Annotated in this window: 17 protein-coding genes; 9 read left to right on the top strand and 8 right to left on the bottom strand. The window is 71.8% G+C overall.

Annotated elements, in window-relative coordinates; translation table 11 throughout:
• Positions 1 to 20 precede the first annotated feature (20 nt).
• On the bottom strand, positions 21 to 845 hold the full coding sequence (locus ACFP2T_RS14640; protein WP_377421703.1) for an endo alpha-1,4 polygalactosaminidase: 825 nt from the start codon (positions 843 to 845) through the stop codon (positions 21 to 23).
• Positions 846 to 938: 93 nt separating this feature from the next.
• Entirely contained in the window at positions 939 to 1,997 is a 1,059-nt protein-coding gene (locus ACFP2T_RS14635) for a CAP domain-containing protein (protein WP_377421701.1), read from the bottom strand.
• Positions 1,998 to 2,394: 397 nt separating this feature from the next.
• Here ACFP2T_RS14635 and ACFP2T_RS14630 point away from each other — a divergent pair, with 397 nt between their 5' ends.
• The 4 genes from ACFP2T_RS14630 (at position 2,395) to ACFP2T_RS14615 (ending at position 7,712) form a co-directional block, all read left to right on the top strand.
• Complete coding sequence (locus ACFP2T_RS14630) at positions 2,395 to 2,589, top strand: hypothetical protein (RefSeq protein WP_377421699.1); 195 nt, start codon at positions 2,395 to 2,397, stop codon at positions 2,587 to 2,589.
• A 426-nt stretch (positions 2,590 to 3,015) separates the two neighbouring features.
• A complete protein-coding gene (gene smc / locus ACFP2T_RS14625) occupies positions 3,016 to 6,594 on the top strand; it encodes a chromosome segregation protein SMC (protein WP_377421697.1) in 3,579 nt (1,192 codons plus the stop codon).
• Entirely contained in the window at positions 6,594 to 7,214 is a 621-nt protein-coding gene (locus ACFP2T_RS14620) for an HAD-IA family hydrolase (protein WP_377421695.1), read from the top strand. The genes smc and ACFP2T_RS14620 overlap by 1 nt, the downstream gene beginning before the upstream one ends.
• 48 nt (positions 7,215 to 7,262) lie before the next feature.
• A complete protein-coding gene (locus tag ACFP2T_RS14615) occupies positions 7,263 to 7,712 on the top strand; it encodes a protease inhibitor I42 family protein (protein ID WP_377421693.1) in 450 nt (149 codons plus the stop codon).
• A gap of 48 nt (positions 7,713 to 7,760) precedes the next feature.
• Here ACFP2T_RS14615 and ACFP2T_RS14610 read toward each other — a convergent pair whose 3' ends face one another.
• The 5 genes from ACFP2T_RS14610 to ACFP2T_RS14590 all read right to left on the bottom strand — a co-directional run bounded on the left by ACFP2T_RS14610 (position 7,761) and on the right by ACFP2T_RS14590 (position 11,334).
• On the bottom strand, positions 7,761 to 8,144 hold the full coding sequence (locus ACFP2T_RS14610) for a hypothetical protein (RefSeq protein ID WP_377421691.1): 384 nt from the start codon (positions 8,142 to 8,144) through the stop codon (positions 7,761 to 7,763).
• 10 nt (positions 8,145 to 8,154) lie between these two features.
• Complete coding sequence (locus tag ACFP2T_RS14605) at positions 8,155 to 9,714, bottom strand: hypothetical protein (RefSeq protein WP_377421689.1); 1,560 nt, start codon at positions 9,712 to 9,714, stop codon at positions 8,155 to 8,157.
• A complete protein-coding gene (locus ACFP2T_RS14600; RefSeq protein ID WP_377421687.1) occupies positions 9,711 to 10,016 on the bottom strand; it encodes a WXG100 family type VII secretion target in 306 nt (101 codons plus the stop codon). Before ACFP2T_RS14600 ends, ACFP2T_RS14605 begins: the two co-directional genes overlap by 4 nt.
• Before the next feature lie 126 nt (positions 10,017 to 10,142).
• Entirely contained in the window at positions 10,143 to 10,661 is a 519-nt protein-coding gene (locus ACFP2T_RS14595; RefSeq protein WP_377421686.1) for a DinB family protein, read from the bottom strand.
• An 88-nt stretch (positions 10,662 to 10,749) separates the two neighbouring features.
• Positions 10,750 to 11,334: a TetR/AcrR family transcriptional regulator gene (locus tag ACFP2T_RS14590; protein ID WP_377421685.1), complete on the bottom strand. Its 585-nt coding sequence runs from the start codon at positions 11,332 to 11,334 to the stop codon at positions 10,750 to 10,752.
• Between the two features lie 80 nt (positions 11,335 to 11,414).
• On the opposite strand from ACFP2T_RS14590, the gene ACFP2T_RS14585 reads away from it, so the two are divergent.
• Positions 11,415 to 13,271, top strand: coding sequence for an ABC transporter ATP-binding protein (locus ACFP2T_RS14585; protein WP_377421683.1), 1,857 nt, complete (start codon positions 11,415 to 11,417; stop codon positions 13,269 to 13,271).
• Here the strand turns inward: ACFP2T_RS14585 and ACFP2T_RS14580 are convergent.
• The gene (locus ACFP2T_RS14580) at positions 13,261 to 15,000 is read right to left on the bottom strand and encodes an alkaline phosphatase D family protein (RefSeq protein ID WP_377421681.1); all 1,740 of its coding nucleotides are present in this window, start codon (positions 14,998 to 15,000) and stop codon (positions 13,261 to 13,263) included. The genes ACFP2T_RS14585 and ACFP2T_RS14580 overlap by 11 nt on opposite strands.
• Before the next feature lie 157 nt (positions 15,001 to 15,157).
• On the opposite strand from ACFP2T_RS14580, the gene ftsY reads away from it, so the two are divergent.
• The 4 genes from ftsY (at position 15,158) to ACFP2T_RS14560 (ending at position 19,228) form a co-directional block, all read left to right on the top strand.
• The gene (gene ftsY, locus ACFP2T_RS14575; protein WP_377421679.1) at positions 15,158 to 16,357 is read left to right on the top strand and encodes a signal recognition particle-docking protein FtsY; all 1,200 of its coding nucleotides are present in this window, start codon (positions 15,158 to 15,160) and stop codon (positions 16,355 to 16,357) included.
• Positions 16,358 to 16,375: 18 nt separating this feature from the next.
• Positions 16,376 to 17,233, top strand: coding sequence for an aminoglycoside phosphotransferase family protein (locus ACFP2T_RS14570; protein WP_377421677.1), 858 nt, complete (start codon positions 16,376 to 16,378; stop codon positions 17,231 to 17,233).
• A 230-nt stretch (positions 17,234 to 17,463) separates the two neighbouring features.
• The gene (locus ACFP2T_RS14565) at positions 17,464 to 18,864 is read left to right on the top strand and encodes an ammonium transporter (protein WP_377421675.1); all 1,401 of its coding nucleotides are present in this window, start codon (positions 17,464 to 17,466) and stop codon (positions 18,862 to 18,864) included.
• A gap of 25 nt (positions 18,865 to 18,889) precedes the next feature.
• Positions 18,890 to 19,228, top strand: coding sequence for a P-II family nitrogen regulator (locus tag ACFP2T_RS14560; RefSeq protein ID WP_196205300.1), 339 nt, complete (start codon positions 18,890 to 18,892; stop codon positions 19,226 to 19,228).
• Positions 19,229 to 19,324 lie beyond the last annotated feature (96 nt).

The raw sequence follows: 19,324 nt of genomic DNA, 5'->3' as shown, positions 1-19,324 counted from the left end.
CGCGGCGGCGCGGGCGCGGCTCAGAGCGGGCAGGTGTCGCGGCGTACGCCGAGGTTACGGTCCTTGCGGATGGAGCTGAAGCCGTAGCCGACGGTGGCGGTGCAGAAGTCGACGGCCGACCCCTCGTACTCGACGTGGAACACCGGCTTGCCGGCGTCCACGAACGGCATCAGCCGGTCGCACTCCGTACGCCGGAAGCACTCCTCGTTGACCACGAAGTCGAAGTACGGCTCCAACGCCATCACCTGTTCGATGTCGTTGGTCAGTCCCGGAGCCAACCGGGTCTGCCGGGCCAGCTCGGCGACGTGGCGGTTGAAGGTGAGCTGGTCGTCGAAGGTCAACGGGAACCCGCTCCGGCGGATGTACGAGTCCATCCCGACCGGCAGTACGGCGACGAAGCCCTTGCCCCGGCAGAGCCGGAACCGGTCGGCCAGCACCGGTTCGAGGGTCGACCACTGCCGGATGTCCAGCCACCGGCCGCGCGGGGCGGCGCCCTTCGGCTGACCGGGTACCCCGGCCGGGCGGCCCAGCACGGCGGCCGGGAACCGAGTCGCGTCGGGGCGGGACTCCTGGAAGATCCCGACCTCCACGGAACAGATCAGGCGCCGGCCGTCGGCCCGGAGCCGGCGGGCCTCCTCCAGCGAGGTGCGGAAGACGTCGAGCGCGTACACCTCGGCGTCGACGGTGGGGTCGAGCGGTCCGCTGAGCTGCCACTGCCAGCTCGGGGCGGGGCTACCCGGCCAGGGCGGCACCGGGGCGGAGCGGTTCGGGAGCAGGCGGCATCCGGGCAGGAGCAGCAGCAGCCCGACCGCGAGCAGCAGTCCCGTGGCCCGGCTCCTCGGCACCTCAGTGAGCCGCGGTGTTCACAGCCGCACACCCCCTCGTACCGGCCAACGAGTCAGCCGGTGCGGCGGGCACGCCGAAGGGCGGCGTACGGGTCAGGCGGCCGAGCCGAACACCTGGGTCCAGTACAGCCGGCCGTCGGCTCCGGTGGCCACCCCGACACCCATCGCCTTCGCGTTGCAGTTCAGGATGTTGGCGCGGTGTCCGGAGCTGTTCATCCAGCCCTCCATCACCGCGGCCGGGGTGGCGTAGCCCATCGCCACGTTCTCGCCGATCGGGCTGTCGTATCCGGCCCGCCGGGCCCGCTCCACGAAATCGCTGCCGTCGCTGCCGGTGTGCGACATGTTGGTGTGCTCGCCCTGGTCCTGGCTGTGCAGCCGGGCCGCCTCGGCCAGGTCACTGTTGATCACTACCGAGCCGCAGCCGTTGGCGGCGCGCTCGCGGTTGACGATCTCCAGCACCTGCGCCTCCCGGCTGTCCCCGGTCTGGCTGGCGGCGGCCGGGGCCCGGGCGGACGTACGACGCACCGGCGGTCTGGTCGTCCGGGGCGGCCTGGCGGTGGTGGCCGTGGGCTTCGGCGTCGCCCGTGGGACGGGGGTGGCGGTGGGGGTGGGTGCGGCGGTTTCGTCGTCGACTTCGGTCGGCTCGTCCAGCGGCACCGTCGGCTCGTCGAACCCGTCGGGGGCGGCCGCATCGGCGGCGGGTTGGTTCGGGCGGGCGGCGGGCGCGTCGGCGAGGCTGGGCGGAAGGAGAGCGGCTCCGACGCCGAACAGGCCGAGCAGGGCGGTCACGGCGATCCCCAGACCCACCGGCCCGGGCAGGCGGCTCGGCCGCCGGTGCCGTCCGGTACCACCGGGCTGATCGGCCTGCCGGTGGGCCAGCGCGGGAGCGCCGCCGCGACCGTCCGGCTGCCGGTCGCCGGACCTCGTCCACCTGGGTACGGCTCCGGTCCGCCCCCGCCCCGTCTCGACTTCGGGGTCCGGTTCGAAGGTGCCGTGTTCCGAGCCGAGCGCGAAGGTGCCGAGTTCCGCCGTCAGGTCCGGCTCCGAGCTGTCCGGATATTCCGAGCGGGCCGGCGCCTGGGCCCGACCGGCCGGCTGGACGGGCCCCCATGGGCCCTCGTCCCGGTCGTCCGGTTCGTTCCACCCGTGCACGCCAATACCTCCACTCGTTCCGCTCTCCGACCGTGCGGACGCTACGCGGGCCCCTGGCCAGGGGCAACGCGGCTAAGGAAGAGTTAAGAGGAGGCCCGCGAGCGGGATCGGGCCGCTGGCCTGGGGTGTTACCAGATGAGACATCGACTGGCGGTACACTCCTGATGTCCGAACAGCGACCTGGTTCGTGCCTTGCGGCAGCCCTCGGTTCCGGGTGGTGGACAGCACAGGTGGCCCGCGCCCCGGTGGAACTTGACTCAGCCGGGACATCGGCACACTATAGAAGTGTCGCCAGTCGCGCCCGACCATGCCCGCGTTTTGCCTGCGGGTAGGTAGTCGCGAACGAGTTGGGCGCGCGTTGGCCGGCCTTTCCGGCAGCGCATTACAAGGAGACGATATGGCGAAGGCCCTCTACGGCCACGTTGGTGCGGCGCAAGACCGGCGCCTACTCGACGAGGTCACCCGACTGCGTGCCAGGGTTCAGGCACTGGAGTTCGAGACTACGCGGTTGCGCGCCGAGAACGATCGGCTCGCTGCGGCGGTCGCCGAGGCAGATGACCTGCTGCGGCTGGCCGAGCCCGCGCTGACCTGAGCTTCCGGGCGCCGGGTCACCGGCGCCCCAGCCTGACAACTGAAACGCACCCAGAAATCGCGCGCCGACACGTCCGTGGCGGCGCGCAGTTCTGTATCCGGGCCGACTGTCGGTGCCCGACCATGCGACATCCGGACCGACCGGGGACGACCTGAGCCGCCCGGGTCCGGTCCTGCCCCGGAAGGGGTTCCGGGTGATCCGATACGCTGATCGGTGCGTGCCGCGTCGGGCAGGGCGTCGAATCCCGGGTTACCCTGCGGGTTGACCAGGCTCCCACCGCCGGGAGCGAGCCATCTCCTCCGGCGTCCGGTCGCGGCCGACCGGGCCGGCGAATCCGGTCGCGGTCGGGCCGGGCGGGACCGGGGAGCGGAACGACCGGGAAGCGGCGAGTCTGCCCGGCGGTCACGTCGGACGAGGATCGAGAGCGTGTATCTCAAGAGCCTGACGGTGAAGGGCTTCAAGTCCTTCGCCTCCAGCACGACCTTCAAGCTGGAGCCGGGAATCACCTGCGTGGTGGGACCCAACGGCTCGGGCAAGTCCAACGTCGTCGACGCGATCGCCTGGGTGCTCGGCGAGCACAGTGCCAAGGCACTCCGCGGCGGCAAGATGGAGGACGTGATCTTCGCCGGCACTGCCGGCCGGGCCCCGCTGGGCCGCGCCGAGGTGACCCTGACGATCGACAACACCGACGGCGCGCTGCCGATCGACTACACCGAGGTGTCGATCACCCGACGGATGTTCCGGTCCGGCGAGAGCGAATACGAGATCAACGGCGACTCCTGCCGGCTTCTCGACATCCAGGAACTCCTCTCCGACTCCGGAATCGGCCGGGAGATGCACGTCATCGTCGGCCAGGGGCAGTTGGACGCCGTACTCCACGCGAAGCCGGAGGACCGGCGGGCGTTCATCGAGGAGGCGGCCGGCGTACTCAAGCATCGCAAGCGCAAGGAGAAGGCCCTCCGCAAGCTCGACGCGATGCAGGTCAACCTGAACCGGTTGACCGACCTGACCGCGGAGCTGCGCCGCCAGCTCAAGCCACTCGGCCGGCAGGCCGAGGTGGCCCGGCGGGCGCAGGGGATCCAGGCCGACCTGCGCGACGCCCGGCTGCGGCTGCTCGCCGACGACCTGGCCACGCTGCGTTCCACGCTGGACAAGGAGATCGCCGACGAGGCGGCGCTGCGGCAGCGCCGCGAGCAGGTCGAGCGGGAGCACGCCGAGGTACAGACCCGGCTGGCCGAGCTGGAGGCGGCGCTGGCCGAGGACGCCCCGCTGCTCACCCGCGCCCAGGACACCTGGTACCAGCTCTCCGCGCTACAGGAGCGGTTCCGCTCGACCGAGCAGTTGGCCCGGGAGCGGCTGCGCCACCTCAGCGCCACCCCGGACGACGAGCGCCCCGGCCGCGACCCCGACCGGCTCGAAGCCGAGGCCGAGGAGGTGCGTGCGCACGAGGAGGAACTGCGGGCCGCGCTCACCGACGACCAGATCCGGCTGGCCGAGGCGGTGGAGAGCCGACAGCAGCTGGAGCGCCAGCTCGCCGAGGCGGAGCGGTCGCTCGTCGCCGCCGCCAAGGCGATCGCCGACCGTCGGGAGGGGCTGGCCAAGCTGACCGGGCAGGTCAACTCGGCCCGTGCCCGGACGGGTTCGGCGGCCGAGGAGATCGCCCGGCTCGCCGCCGCGCACGCCGATGCGCAGGTCCGGGCCGAGCAGACCCAGACCGAACTCGACGCGGTCGCGGAGCGGTCCAGCGAGGCCGACCGGGACAACGCGGACCTGGACGCCCGGCACGCCGAGGCGGTCGCCGCGCAGGAGGCGGCGGCGGCCACCGTACGCGCGCTCTCCGACGCCGAGCGCGCGGCGGAGAAGGACGCGGCGACCTGGAAGGCCCGGGAGGAGGCGCTGGCCATGGGCCTGCGCCGCAAGGACGGCGCCGGAGCCCTGCTGGCCCGCGCCGACCAGGTACCGGGACTGCTGGGCAGCCTGGCCGGGCTGCTGACCGTCGCGCCGGGCCACGAGGCGGCGCTCGCCGCCGCGCTCGGCAGCCTCGCCGACGCGGTCGCGGTGGCCGGGGTCGACGAGGCGGCCGAGGCGATGCGGTGGCTGAAGATCCAGGACGCCGGCCGGGCCGACCTGCTGGTCGGCGGGCAGGCCGGGCCGGGCATGATCGGTACGGCCGACGCGCTGCGTCCGGCGCTGCCGGCCGGGGCCCGGTGGGCGCCGGACCTGGTGGGCTGCCCCGACGAGGTACGCCCGGCGGTGCACCGGGCGCTGCGGGACGTGATCCTGGTCGACGACCTGGAGACGGCGACCCGGGTGGTGGCCGACAACCCCGAACTGCGCGCGGTGACCTCCGACGGCGACGTGGTGGGCGGGTACGCGGCCGCCGGTGGTTCGGCCAAGGCGCCCAGCTACCTGGAGGTGCAGGCCGCGGTCGAGGAGGCCCGGACCAACCGGGCGACCGCCGAGCAGACCATCGCCGAACTGCGCGAACAGCTCGGCGCGGCCCGCGAGGAGGTGGCCGAGCACAAGCAACGCGTCGCCGCCGCCGCAGCCGTCAAGCGGGAGGCGGAGGGGCAGCGCAACGCCGCCGCCCGCCGGCTCGCCGAGCTGGGCGGGGCCGCGCGGTCGGCGAAGGCCGAGATGGACCGGCTGGCCGAGTCCCGGGACCGGGCCCAGCAGGCGCGGGACCGCGACCTCGCCGGCCTGGCCGAGCTGGAGGAGCGGCTCCGGCTGGCCGAGGCCACCCCGATCGACGCCGAGCCGTCCACGGAGGAGCGCGACGAGCTGGCCCGGTACCTGCCGCCGGCCCGGCAGAACGAGATGGAGGTCCGGCTCGCGGTGCGTACCGCGGAGGAGCGGGTCGCCTCGATCGCCGGCCGGGCCGACTCGCTCGCCCGGCAGGCGGCGGCCGAGCGGGCCGCCCGGGAACGGGCCGCCGCCCGGCGGGCCGCCCGGGCCCGGGGCGCCACCATCGCCCGAGCGGTGGAGATCGGCGCCCGGGAGGCGCTGACCCGGCTCGCGGTCTCGCTGTCGGCGGCCGAGCAGACCCGGGACGCCGTGGCGCAGGCCCGGTCCGCCCGGGAAGCCGAACTCCAGGAGGTACGCGGCGCGGCCAAGCGGCTCAGCGCCGACCTGGAACGGTTGACGAGCGCGGTGCACCGGGACGAGGTGGCCCGGGCCGAGCAGCGGCTGCGGATCGAGCAGCTGGAGGCCAAGGCGGCCGAGGACTTCGGGCTGGACGTGGAGACCCTGGTCGCCGAGTACGGCCCACAGCAGCTTGTACCGCCGACCCAGGCCGAGATCGCCGCCGCCGAGCGGGACGACCGGCCGGCGCCCGAGCCGGTGCCGTTCGAGCGGCCGGTGCAGGAGAAGCGGGCCGCCAAGGCCGAGCGCGAGCTGGCCCTGCTCGGCAAGGTCAACCCACTGGCCCTGGAGGAGTTCGCCGCCCTGGAGGAGCGGTACAAGTTCCTCTCCGAGCAGCTCGAAGACCTCAAGGCGACCCGCAAGGACCTGCTCACCGTCGTCAAGGACGTGGACGACCGGATCCTGGAGGTCTTCGCCAGCGCGTACGCCGACACCGCCCGGGAGTTCGAGCAGGTCTTCACCGTGCTCTTCCCCGGCGGCGAGGGGCGGTTGGTGCTGACCGACCCGGAGGACCTGCTCACCACCGGCGTCGAGGTCGAGGCCCGGCCGCCGGGCAAGAAGATCAAGCGGCTGTCGCTGCTCTCCGGTGGCGAGCGGTCGCTGACCGCCGTCGCCATGCTGGTAGCGATCTTCCGAGCCCGGCCCAGCCCGTTCTACATCATGGACGAGGTGGAGGCGGCGCTCGACGACGTCAACCTCGGCCGCCTGATCACCCTGATGGCCCAGTTGCGGGAGAAGAGCCAGTTGATCGTCGTCACCCACCAGAAGCGCACCATGGAGGTGGCCGACGCCCTGTACGGCGTCACCATGCGCAGCGGCGTCACCCAGGTGATCAGCCAGCGTCTCAGCAACGAGGAGGACTGATGCCCCGGGAGCGCCCGACCGCACTGCTGGTGGACCTGGACGGGGTCCTGCGGCGGTGGGATCCCGAGGTGGCCGCCGGTGTGGAGCGCCGCTACGACCTGCCGGCCGGCGTGCTGTTGGAGATCGCGATGCAGTGGGCGCTGCTGCGTCCGGCGGTCACCGGGCAGCTCACCCACGCCGACTGGATGGTCGCCGTGGCGGACGCGCTCGCCGGACCGGGCCGGGACCGGGAGCGGATGCAGGCGGCGGTCGACGAATGGCAGGCGGACCGGGGGACGGTGGACCCGGACGTACTGGCGTTCGTCCGGGAGGCGCGGGCCGCCGGCGTACGGGTCGGACTGGCCACCAACGCCACCGACCTGCTCGAGGCCGACCTGGCGCTGCTCGGCCTGACCGAGGAGGTCGACGTGGTGGTCAACTCCTCGGCGCTGGGCGTGCACAAGCCGGCGAAGGAGTACTTCCAGCAGGCCTGTCTAGCCGTGGGCGCCCCGCCGGCCCAGGTGCTGTTCGTCGACGACGAGGACCGTTCGATCCGTGGTGCCCGGGTCGCCGGGCTCTCGGCGTACCGGTGGACCGGGCCGGACGACCTGCGCTACCTGCGGGCGGCGCTGGCCATCTGACCGACGGCCGGGCCCGGGGCGGACCCGTCCACGGTATCGTCGTCGGCCGTGGCCTCTCCCAGACGCATCGTGCTCATCGGTGTCGCGCTCGTGGTGGTGTTGATCGCCGTCGTGGCGGTCGCCGGTCCGGCGGTCCGGCGGAACCTTCGGTACGGCACCGTCCTGGACCGGGAGACCGCCAGCGCCACTGTGGACGTCGGGGACCCGTTCTCGGTGCGGGTGCCGGACCGGGGAGCGTCCGTCGGCGACGACTGGACCGCCTCGGCCGACCCCGCCGACCGGGTGGCGCTGGTCGGGGACGAACTGGTGTCGGACAGCCTCATCGACAGGTTGTTCGGCGCGGCGAACGGTGGCGGTGGAGGCACTCGTTACTTCCGGTTCGACGCGGAACGCGCCGGCCAGGTGACGATCACCGTGACGAACTGCTTCCAGGGCTGCGGCAACGAGCGCACCAGGGCGGCGTCGGAGACGGTCACCTGGACGGTGACGATTTCCTGAAGCCGACGGTGACGATCTCCTGAGGCGTCGGTGACGGTCTGCTGGACCTCAGTCCGGCGTGCCGCCTCGGGCCTTGCGGCGGGCGGCCACGACCAGGGCCACGTTCTCCAGCCAGCGGGCCACCGTCTCGTCGTACTCCGGACCCTGCTCCGGGTTCGAGTTCGCCGCCTCCAGCCAGGTCGCGGCGAGCGCGGTCTGCTCCGGCGTCGGCAGCGGCTCCGGGAGGGTGACCGCGTACCCGGTACCGCCCCGCCGGACCACCTCGGCCAGGAACGTCAGGGAGCGGGGACGGGTGCCGAGCCGGTCGGCCGCGAGTGCTCCGGCCACCGTGACCTCCCCGGCCGGCGGCCTGCCCGCTCGCAGCCCGGCGGCCAGCGCGGCCGGTACGTCGATGGTCCGCAGCTCGTCCTCGTCCATCCTCGGGTGGGTCATTCCGTCCTCCTCACTCCGGCAGCCGGACGCTGGTCAGCTCGGTCGGTACGCCGTTGCCGATCGAGTCGAGGCGGCCGTTGACGAAGTCGTCCTCGTTGACCCAGACCGTGTAGCCCCAGGGGTTGTAGACCTGCAACCGGTCGCCCTCGTGGCCGATGACCATCATTTGGTGCCCACCGCTGTCGTCCCGGCTGGAGAACGGCACCGCGTGGCCCTCGTCCACCGCGCGCTCGATCTCCGGCAGGACCGCGCGGCGCTCGTCCGCGTTGTCGACATCGCGGCTCTCGTAGTTCGCACCGGTACGGGAGCCGATCTCCTCGTCGGCGATCGTCTCGGACTGGTCGTTGCTCATCCCGTCACTGCCGATCAACGGCAGGTCCTGGTACCAGGAGCGACCGCCGTCGTAGACCCGGACCTGCTCGTCCCGGAGCCGCTCGCCGAACGCCGTGCCGTTGTCGTACGCCGGGTCGCCCGGATGGCCGCCGGTGGTGAGCTGCAGCGCGTAGAGCGGGTCGACCTGGGCCCGGGCGGTGACGGTGGAGGACGCCACGCAGGTCGGATACTGCCCCTGCGTCCATTCCGTGCCGTCGAACGTCGTGTCCCGCTGCTGCCCGGTCGGCATCTGACCGCCCGCACCCAGCGGGTTGAGATGCTCGCGCAGCCAGGCCGGGTCGTTGCCGTACGGCTCGATCAGCCGGTTGAACTCGGTGATCCTGTCCATGTCGTAGCCGGCCGCGAGGGCGCGCATCAGGTAGGCGCGCTGCTCCGGGCTGTCCGCCCCGGCCAGCAGCGCCTCCATCCGGGCCCGGTCCGCCTCGCTCATCGCGCCGAGACGATCGGCCGCCCGGTCGGCCATCGAGGCGGACAGGATCGCCGAGTCCACACTGTCGCCGGTGCTGCCCGCGTCGGCGATCAGCAGTTCGTCCAGGGCGGACAGCGGCGAGTCGGCCAACCGCCGCAACCTGGCCTGGGAGGCGAGGTCGTGGAACGTGCTGCTCGCCTCGCGGGACGCCTCCTCGACGCTGCTGTGTGCTCCGACCCGCTCGGCCATGGCACCGATCGCGAGCTGCTGAGCGCGGTTCATCTTGTCGCCGTCGTAGTGCAGCGGGTCGGTGAAGGGCCCGGCGGTGACATCCTCGGTCAGGCCGTACGCTTCCTGGAGCGGAGGAAGGGCGCCGCTGTCGCGTTTCTTCCCGCCTTCGACGGCACCGGCCAGCCCACGTAGCTCGTGTGTGACCTTGCCCAGCACGCCGACGCCGCGCTCCAGACCGCGTTCGGCAGCGGCGAGCGCTTCACCTGCCGCGACCCGGCTCTCGCCCGCCCAGACGGCGGGCAACTGCCCACGGCGGATCTCGCCGACCGTCATCAGCGCGGCGTCGAGGCTCTTCCCGGCCTTGTCGTAGTCGGCGGCGATCGATTCCAGGGTGGACGGTGTGCCAGCCGGCCCGCTCACCTGCAGGGCGTCCCGGATGGAGTAGTGCAGGGCGCCCGCGTTCCAAAAGCCGTTCTGGTCGTTGACGTCGCGCTGGATCTCCTTGAGCCGGGGCAGCGGGAGGTTGTCGTCGCTCATCGGGGCCCTCCACCGAACCGCGCGGCGGCGGCGGCGTCGGACTGGTCGTAGTTGTCGGCCGCCTTGTCCAGCGCGTCGGCGAGCTGGCGCAGGGCCTCGGCGAGGCTGCCCAGCTCGGCGCGCCACGCCTCCGAGACCGCCCGGTAGCCGTCGTAACTGCCGTACTGGTCGAAGGCGAGGCCCACCAGCGTGCCGCCCTCGGTGCTCTGGGTCGCCTTGACCGCCTGGCCGACCGCATCCGCCGCCTCGTCCCGCAACCGCTTGGCCGCCGCCCGTAGCACGGCCGTGTCCACCTGGACCATCTCCGGCGCCCCCTCCCCTCGGGTCGCCCAGCACACTATCGCCCGGCTGGTCACAGTGCGGCCCTCCGCCTACGGGGCCGCCGGGCGCGGCCGCCGGCAGGTGGGCTTTCACCGGTGGCCGGGACGTCACTCGCCGGTCGTACCGTCGATCCGTTCGCGGATCAGGTCGGCATGGCCGTTGTGCCGGGCGTACTCCTCGATCATGTGCACGTACACCCAACGCAGGCTGATGTCCCGGCCCCTGGGTCCGACGAACGTCTCGTCCAGCGAGCGGCCGGCGACCGTCTGCCGGACCAGTTCGATCTCCTCGTGGAAGATGGCGAGATCGGCTTCCGGGTCGGCCGTGGCCACGTCCTCGAAGTCGCGGTCCCGCTGCTCCTCCGTGTAGTAGTGGTACGGCAGGTCCAGGCCGGCGAACTGCTGCCGGAACCACCACCGCTCGTTCTCGGCCGAGTGCCGGACCAGGCCGAGCAGGGTCATGTTCGAAGGTTCGACGCTGGCGGTCCGAAGTTGCTCGGCGGTGAGCCCCGCGCACTTGCTGAGCAGGGTCTGCCGGTGAAAATCAAGCCAGGCGTCGAGCATGCTGCGTTCGTCGGCGACGACCGGGGCGCGTTCACGGTCGATCTCAGGAGCGGTCCAGGTCATCCGGTCATGATTTCATGATCATCGGGGGCCGGCACCGGTCAGCCCGCACCGGTCAGCCCGCTCCGGTGACTCCGCCGGGGTCGGCGACTCAGGCGGGGCTGGCGGCGACGACCTTGCGGAGGCTGCGCAGGCACAGGCCGAGTGCCCGGTGCTTGGAGACGGAGTGCTCCCGGGTGTGTTGCCACGCCGCGTAGAGCAGTGACCAGAGCACCTGCTGGACCCAGATCGGATCGAGGCCCGGGTCGAGGGTGCCCTCGGCGTGGCCGCGCTCGACGAGCCGGATCAGCGCCTTGTCCGCCTCGCTGCACTCCTCCCAGGCCTGGGTGTTGACCAGTTCCGGCTGGGAGAAGACGCACATCAGGATGTCGCCGAGTTCGAAGAGTTCCTGGCAGAGCCGCTCCAGGGCATCCGGCGCGGGACCCCGGTCGAGCTGGGACCGTTCGGCGGCGGCGTCGATCCGGGCGAGCACGTCGGCGCTGAGCGCGGTCATCAGGTCGGCGCGCTCGGGAAAGTAGCGGTGCAGGGTGGTGCGTCCCACCCCGGCGGCGTCGGCGACGTCGGCGAGGGAGGCGGCGCTGTGCTGCGACAGGACGGTGATCGCGGCGTCGAGGATCGCCCTCCGGGTACGGGCCCGGGCCCGGCTCTCGACGTCGACGCTGTCCCTTACCGCCATGCGAGCAAGTCTAGACAACATCGAACCCATCTTGAAATATCGGTTGTCCCTAATGGAACACATGTGCTCCACTAGGGGGCATGTCTGTAGCGAAAGAGGTTGGCACTGATCAACTCTCCTGGGGGAGGCTACGGATCCTCTGGTCCTTCGCCCGACCGCACACCGGCAAGCTGGCCCTCGGCCTGCTCCTGGCTCTCCTCGGATCGGCGGCCGGGCTGGCGTCGCCGATGGTCACCAAGTGGGTGCTCGACTCGCTCGGCGGATCGGCGTCGCTGTCCGGGCCGATAACGGCGCTGGCCGTACTGCTCGTGGTCGGCAGCGCGATCTGGCTGTGGCAGTGGATTCTGCTCGGCACCCTGGGTGAACGGATCGTGCTGGACGCGCGCGAGTCGATCATCCGGCGCTTCTTCCGGGCCACCGTGCCGGAGGTGACCCGCCGACCGACCGGTGAACTGGTCGCCCGGGTCACCTCGGACACCGTGCTACTGCACCAGGCCGCGTCGTCGAGCATCATCGGCCTGATCAACGGCACGGTCATGATGGCCGGCACGCTGGTCCTGATGGGCGTGCTCGACCTGGTGCTGCTCGGCACCACCGTGGGCGCGGTGATCGTGGTCGCGCTGATGTTCGCCGTACTCATGCCGTCGATCGCCAAGGCGCACGAGCGGTCCCAGGAGCATCTCGGCCGGCTCGGCGGGGTGCTGGAGGGCGCGCTGCGGGCGATCCGGACGGTGAAGGTGAGCCGCGCCGAGCACCGGCAGTCCGAGCGGATCCTCGCCGAGGCGCGCCAGGTGGCGAGGTTCAGCGTCCACGCGGCCCGGCGCGAGGCGATGGCCTGGACCATCGTCTGGTCGGGCATCCAACTCGCCATCATCCTGATCCTCGGCATCGGCGCGTGGCGGGTCGGCGAGGGACAACTCGAGGTGTCCAGCCTGATCGCCTTCCTGCTGTACGCGTTCAACCTGATGGGCCCGATCACCGAGATCAGTCAGAACGTGACCGCCCTCCAGTCGGGCATCGCGGCGGCGGGCCGGATCCGCCAGGTCGCCGACATCGAGGTGGAGAGCCCGGACGCCGGGGCGGTACGCGTCGACGGGCATCGGCCGGAAGGCGACCCGCTCGACGGACGCCGCTCCCGCCCCGGACCGGTGCTCGAACTGCGGGGCGTCTCCGCGCGGTACGGGCCGGACGCCGCACCGGCGGTCAGCGGAATCGACCTGGACATTCCGAGGCGCGGGCACACCGCGATCGTCGGACCCTCCGGTGCGGGCAAGACGACGCTCTTCTCGCTCATCCTGCGCTTCCTCGAACCGCAGGAGGGAGAGATCCGGCTCGACGGCCGCCCCTACCGCGAGCACACGCACGGCGAGATCCGCCAGCGGCTCGCGTACGTCGAACAGGAGAGCCCGGTGGTCCCCGGCACGATCCGGGAGAACCTCCTGTTCACCTATCCGGACGCGACCGAGGAGGAGGTACGGGACGTACTGGCGCAGGTCCGGCTCACCTCGAAGCTCGACGCGCTGCCCGAGGGCCTGGACACCCCGCTCACCTCGTCGTCGGTCTCCGGCGGCGAACGGCAACGGATCGCGCTGGCCCGGGCCATCCTGCGTACCCCGGACGTGCTGCTTCTCGACGAGGCGACCGCGCAGATCGACGGGCTCACCGAGGCGGCGATCCACGAGGTGATCAGGGACCGGGCGGCCGGCGGGGCGGTCGTCACCGTCGCGCACCGGCTCTCCACCGTGATCGACGCGGACACGATCGTGGTGATGGAGGCCGGACGGGTCAGGGCGCGGGGCAGCCACGAGGAACTGCTGGCCGCCGACGAGCTCTACCGGCAGCTCGTCGAGGCCCTGCGGATCGCGGGTGCCGCCGGTGACGCCGACGGACCGCCGCAGCCGGCTCGACCGGTGGCGGCCGGCGCGGTCACCCGGTGAGGCGGCGGCGGGCGACGGTGAGCAGGTTGCCCTCCGCCGAGGTGCCCTCGATGGTGACCTCCGCCGACCGGCCGTCGTGCCGCAAAGTGCTCACCGCGTTGCCGAAGTAGGGCCCGTCGAGTCGGCGCCACCGCACCGGCGGCTGGCGTACCCCGGCGGTCCGGGCCAGTGCACGGGCCGCCACGGACGGTCCGCGCCACCAGCCGACCCGCAGCAGCGGGCGCATCGGAGCCGGAATCTGGTTGTGGATCGGCGAGCAGGTGAGCTGGTGGACCGGGGTGGCGACCTCGGTGGCGAAGCGGGCCCGGGCGACATAGGAGTGGTGTACGTCCCCGGAGAGCACGCTGATCGACGCCGGCGGCGGGTACGCCGGACCGGTGCCGACCCGGTCGCCGGGCTGTCCGGGGCCGCCGCTGCCGAGCCGGGCGAAGACCTCGGCGAGCGCGTCGAACGACCGGCGGAACGCGGGCCAGTGCTCCAGGTCGAGTGCCCGGCGCAGCCGCTCGGAGTACGCGGCCACCCAGGGCCGGTCCGAATCGGCCAGCCGCTCGTTCCAGGACTCCAGGTGGTGGATACCGGGCGGAAGGAGCCAGGGCAGCGACGACCCGACGACCAGATGGTCGTAGTCGCCGTGTACCTGGTCGATGAACCAGGACCACTCGGTCGGCGGGAGCATGGCCCGGTGGTTCTTGTCCAGCACCCGGCTGCACCGGTTGTCCAGCACCACCAGCCGGGTCCGGCCGAGGTCCAGGGAGTAGCTCCACTGGTACCGCCCGGCCACCGCCGCGTCGGCGGGTGCCGTTCCGGCGCCCAGCGCGGCGTCGTAGCCGGTCGCCTCGGCGTCGACCCGCTGGCCGAACTCCTGGAGCACCGAGGTCGCGTCCTCGGCCGCCAGCACCTTGGCGTAGACCGGGTCCGCCGCGATCTCGTCCGGCTCCAGGTTGCCCAGGTGCTGGTAGACCCAGTACGACGCGAGCCCGCTGGCGATCCGCTCCGGCCACCAGGGCTGACTGTGCACCTCCGCCCGCCACGGGGTCGAGGTGTTCCAGTCGTCGATGATCTCGTGGTCGTCGAAGATCATCACGCTCGGCACGGTGGAGAGCAGCCAGCGGATCTCCGGATCCCGCCACGACTCCAGGTACAGCTTGGTGTACTCGTCGAAGCTGACCACCTGGTCGGCCGGGGCACCGGCGGTCCGGCGCCGCCGCCGTCGGAGCAGCTTGCGGACCGTCGGCGAGGTCTGGTCGGCGTAGACCTGGTCACCGAGCAGCACGATCAGATCCGGCCACTCCGGGTCCGTGCCGTCCGCGCCGGCGTGGTACCCGGCGATCAACCGCCGGGCGTACGCGTCGAGCGCGTCCGGCGGCAACTTCCGCGCGGTGGCGTGCTGGGTGGTCTCCCGGCACGAGCCGAAGATCAGTCGGGCGTCGGAGTCGTCCTCCCGGCGGGTATGGATCGCGCTCGGCGGGAACTTCGACTCCGGTTCCGGCCATACCTGCTCGTCGTCGAGGAAAACCTGGTAGGGGGTCGCCCTGTCCGGCGTCAGCCCCTCCACCACGACCAGCGCGTAGTGGTGGTCGAAGGCGGTGAAGGTGGTCGCCTCCCCGCCGGCACCCTCCGACGTACCGACCCGGACCAGAGCCGGCCCGCTGGTCTCGACCCAGACAGTGGCCCTGGATCCGACCACCCGGCGCAGGACCGGGCCGATCAGTAACCGGGCGGTGGGCATGGCACGACCTCCGAGCGGGTGAGGGTGGTGGAGGAATCCTCCTACCCCGGTTGGCCGTGGCGCTACCGGAGCTTCGCGGCGAGCCTACTCGGGCGGTTCGTCCGACACAGGTGCGGCGGCTGCGCCGGGCCGCCCGGCGTCTGACAGGATCGGCCGTATGGACAACATCGTCGTCATGGCGGCCGTGGCTGCCGTGCTGCTGCTGCTCCTGGTGGGCCTGACGGTCGGGGCGGTGGTGACCCGGCGAGGTCGCCGGCCGGCACCGCCGGTACCGCCCATCCCACCGGCACCGCCGGTACCGCCAGTGCCGACGTCACCGCCACCGACCGAGCTGGCGGCCCCTCCGGTGGAGGCCCCGACGGCACCCCCGGTGCAGGTGCCGCCGGTCGAGGCGCCGCCGGTGGAGCGGCCGGAGCCGACCGCCGGCCGACTGGTCCGGTTGCGTGCCCGGTTGTCCCGATCGCAGAACGTGTTCGGCAAGGGCCTGCTGACCCTGCTCTCCCGTGATCATCTCGACGAGGAGGTCTGGGAGGAGATCGAGGACAGCCTGATCGGCGCCGACGTCGGGGTGGAGGCCACCCGGGTGATCGTCGACCGGCTGCGGGAGCGTACCGCCGTGCTCGGCACGCGCAGCGCGAGCGAGCTGCGCGGGCTGCTCGCCGACGAACTGGTGAGCGCGCTGGACCCGACGCTGGACCGGACCCTGCGGGCCACCCGGCCCGGCGACACCCCGGCGGTGCTGCTGATGGTCGGGGTGAACGGCGCGGGCAAGACCACCACCTGCGGCAAGGTCGCCCGGGTGCTGATCGCCGACGGTCGTACCGTGGTGCTGGGTGCCGCCGACACGTTCCGGGCCGCCGCCGCCGAACAGCTCACCACCTGGGCCAGCCGGGTCGGCGCCGAGGTGGTTCGCGGCCCGGAGGGCGCGGACCCGGCGAGCGTGGCGTTCGACGCGGTCCAGCGGGGGATCGAGGCGTCCGTCGACACGGTCCTGATCGACACCGCCGGCCGGTTGCAGAACAAGGTCGGCCTGATGGACGAGCTGGGCAAGATCAAGCGGGTGGTGTCCCGGCACGGGCCGGTGGACGAGACCCTGCTGGTACTCGACGCCACGACCGGACAGAACGGCCTGGAACAGGCCCGGGTCTTCACCGAGGTGGTGGACGTCACCGGAGTGGTGTTGACCAAGCTCGACGGCACCGCGAAGGGCGGCATCGTGATCGCGGTGCAACGCAAGCTCGGCATCCCGGTCAAGCTGGTCGGGCTGGGCGAGGGTCCGGACGATCTCGCGCCCTTCGATCCTGCGCAGTTCGTCGACGCGCTACTCGGCACCGAGCCGCTTGGCGTCGACGCGTAATCTCGGGGGACTCTGCAAATGCGCCCCGGTCCCCCCGGGGCGCGACCGCGCCAACCGATCCGGCGCCGCTCCTCGGGAGAGACGTACGTGACTTCGCAGGAGATCCCGCTGCACGGCGGGAACGTCAGCACCGTTGTACGGGTGGGTGACACCGTCCGCCGCAACGCGGGCCCGTGGACGCCCTCCGTGCACGCCCTGCTACGCCACCTTGAATACGTCGGCTTCACCGGCTCACCCCGGGCGCTCGGGATGGACTCGCGCAACCGCGAGGTGCTGTCGTATCTGGAAGGGGAGTGTGGCGAGTACCCGCTCGCCCCGCACTGGGTCACCGACGAGGCGCTGGTCACGGTCGCGACGATGCTGCGGATGTTCCACGACGCGCAGTACGGCTTCCAGCCGCCGCCCGGAGCGGTCTGGCGCTCCTTCGGGCCACCGCCGCCGGACACCGAGGTGATCTGTCACCACGACGCCGCACCGCACAACGTGATCTGGCGTCCCGACGGCACGCTCGCGCTGATCGACTTCGACCTCGCCTCGCCCGGCGCCCGGATCTACGACGTGGCGTACGCGGCCTGGACCTGGGTGCCGCTCTTCTCCGACCGGGACTCCTACACCCTGGGCTGGCAACGGCCCAACCGGCCGCGCCGGCTGCGGCTGTTCGCCGACGCGTACGGGCTGATCCCCCGGGACCGGCACCGGCTGGTGCGGACCATCCGGAAGCGGATCGTGGACCACGTGGAGGGGATCCGCAGGATGGCTGCCGCCGGTGATCCCGCGTTCGTCCGGATCGTGCACAAGGGTCACCTGCGCCGCCCGATGCGTGATTTGCGGCTGCTGGACTACGAGCGGCACACCCTGGAGTACGCGCTGCGGTAGCCGGGCGTCGCTTTCCGTTCATTTACGGCGAGCTATTCGGCTGATATGCCCCCGTCCGTTCCATCGATGGTGCGGGCTTCTTCACACGTTGGAAACAACCCGTCACGCGGCGGAAACCACGTGGGCACCACGGGTGAAACAGCGAGCCACGAAGCTTCCGCGCAACCGGCGTACGGGCGATGCTGCCTCGGTGGGCCGGGAAGGAGGGTAACCAACTTTAGGAGGCCAGCGTGCCTGAAGCACCGACGATCGATTCCGGCAACACCGTATGGCTGCTGGTGTCGACGGCGCTCGTGTTGCTCATGACGCCCGGTCTGGCGCTGTTCTATGGCGGCCTGAACCGGTCCAAGGGCGTGCTCAACATGATGATGATGAGCTTCTCCGCGATCGGGCTCATCTCTGTTCTGTGGTGGTTCTACGGCTTCAGCGTCGCGTTCGGCTCGGACGTGAACGGATTCTGGGGCGACATCTCCCAGTACCTCGGCACCAAGACGTTCCTGGCCGAGACTGACCTCTGGGGTGCGACCGCCGAGAACCCCAGCGGCATCGGCATCCCGCTCTACGTCTTCATGGCGTTCCAGATGGTCTTCGCGGTGATCACCGTCGCGCTGATCAGCGGCGCCATCTCCGACCGGGCCAAGTTCGCCGGTTGGCTGCTCTTCGCGTTCGGCTGGGCCACCCTGGTCTACTTCCCGGTCGCGCACTGGGTGTGGGGCGGCGGGTTCATCGGCGCCGACATCCACGCACTCGACTTCGCCGGTGGTACCGCCGTGCACATCAACGCGGGTGCCGCCGCGCTCGGTGTCGCACTGGTGCTCGGCAAGCGGCTGGGCTGGCCCAAGGAGGTCATGAAGCCGCACAACATCCCCCTGGTGGCGCTCGGCGCCGGCCTGCTGTGGTTCGGCTGGTTCGGCTTCAACGCCGGCTCGGAACTCACCGTCGACTCGGTGGCCGGTCTGGCCTTCATCAACACCCAGCTCGCCACCGCCGCCGCGGTGCTCGGCTGGATCATCATCGAGTGGATCAGGGGCGGCAAGCCGACCCTGGTCGGCGCCTCCTCCGGTGCCATCGCCGGCCTGGTGGCGATCACCCCGGCGTGCGGGTTCATCGCGCCCTGGGCCGCGGTGATCCTCGGCCTGGTCGCCGGTGCGGTCTGCGCCCTCGCGGTCGGCCTGAAGTACAAGCTCGGCTACGACGACTCGCTCGACGTGGTCGGCGTGCACTTCGTCGGCGGCTGGATCGGCTCCCTCTGGCTCGGCCTGTTCGCCACCAACAGCGTCAACGGCGCGATCAGCGACGTGGTGGGCGCCTCCGACGGCCTCTTCTACGGCGGCGGCGCGACCCAGCTCGGCCGGCAGGCCCTGGCCGGCCTGGTCGTCACCGTCTGGTCCTTCGGGATCGCCTGGCTGCTGGCCTTCGCGATCGAGAAGACCATCGGGTTCCGGGTGAGCGGCGAGGCCGAGGTCGACAGCATCGACCTCGCGGAGCACGCGGAGAGCGGCTACGACCTCTCCACGGCCTCCGGCAGCGGCGGTGGCGGCGCCTTCGCCATGGCCGGGATCGGTACGCCGAACACCAGCACCGCGGCGGACGAGCCCGCCACTCCGGTCAGCGAAAAGGTCGCCGGTTAACGTTACTGCGATGGAGGGGTTGGATATGAAGCTGGTGACCGCGGTCATCAAGCCGTACCAGCTGGACGCGGTGAAGGAGGCGCTGCACGCTCTCGGCGTGGCGGGGCTGACCGTCAGCGAGGTCCAGGGGTACGGACGGCAGAAGGGACACACGGAGGTGTACCGGGGTGCCGAGTACACCGTCGAGTTCCTGCCGAAGATCCGGGTCGAGGTGCTGACCGACGAGATCGACGTCGACAAGGTGGTCGACGCGGTGGTCACCGCCGCCCGCACGGGCAAGATCGGTGACGGGAAGGTGTGGGTGACCGGGGTCGAGGACGTGATCCGGGTCCGCACCGGCGAGCGCGGCCTCGACGCTCTCTAGGAGAGACCATCACGATGAGTAGGGGACCCGTGCCGTTGACCGCCGGTCAGGCCGACCCGAGGCCCCTGCTCATCGCGGGTATCGGCGCCGCCGCAC

Source organism: Plantactinospora solaniradicis, assembly GCF_042658085.1.
GTDB lineage: Bacteria > Actinomycetota > Actinomycetes > Mycobacteriales > Micromonosporaceae > Plantactinospora > Plantactinospora solaniradicis.
This window is presented reverse-complemented; position numbering and strand designations above follow the sequence as displayed.

What these genes read in the sequence shown, in the direction of transcription:
- ACFP2T_RS14630 (WP_377421699.1), top strand. Translation starts at nt 2,395, where the DNA reads ATGGCGAAGGCCCTCTACGGCCACGTTGGTGCGGCGCAAGACCGGCGC.
- ACFP2T_RS14620 (WP_377421695.1), top strand. Translation starts at nt 6,594, where the DNA reads ATGCCCCGGGAGCGCCCGACCGCACTGCTGGTGGACCTGGACGGGGTC.
- ACFP2T_RS14610 (WP_377421691.1), bottom strand. Translation starts at nt 8,144, where the DNA reads ATGACCCACCCGAGGATGGACGAGGACGAGCTGCGGACCATCGACGTA.
- ACFP2T_RS14605 (WP_377421689.1), bottom strand. Translation starts at nt 9,714, where the DNA reads ATGAGCGACGACAACCTCCCGCTGCCCCGGCTCAAGGAGATCCAGCGC.
- ACFP2T_RS14600 (WP_377421687.1), bottom strand. Translation starts at nt 10,016, where the DNA reads ATGGTCCAGGTGGACACGGCCGTGCTACGGGCGGCGGCCAAGCGGTTG.
- ACFP2T_RS14595 (WP_377421686.1), bottom strand. Translation starts at nt 10,661, where the DNA reads ATGACCTGGACCGCTCCTGAGATCGACCGTGAACGCGCCCCGGTCGTC.
- ACFP2T_RS14590 (WP_377421685.1), bottom strand. Translation starts at nt 11,334, where the DNA reads ATGGCGGTAAGGGACAGCGTCGACGTCGAGAGCCGGGCCCGGGCCCGT.
- ACFP2T_RS14585 (WP_377421683.1), top strand. Translation starts at nt 11,415, where the DNA reads ATGTCTGTAGCGAAAGAGGTTGGCACTGATCAACTCTCCTGGGGGAGG.
- ACFP2T_RS14580 (WP_377421681.1), bottom strand. Translation starts at nt 15,000, where the DNA reads ATGCCCACCGCCCGGTTACTGATCGGCCCGGTCCTGCGCCGGGTGGTC.
- ftsY (WP_377421679.1), top strand. Translation starts at nt 15,158, where the DNA reads ATGGACAACATCGTCGTCATGGCGGCCGTGGCTGCCGTGCTGCTGCTG.
- ACFP2T_RS14570 (WP_377421677.1), top strand. Translation starts at nt 16,376, where the DNA reads ATGCGCCCCGGTCCCCCCGGGGCGCGACCGCGCCAACCGATCCGGCGC.
- ACFP2T_RS14560 (WP_196205300.1), top strand. Translation starts at nt 18,890, where the DNA reads ATGAAGCTGGTGACCGCGGTCATCAAGCCGTACCAGCTGGACGCGGTG.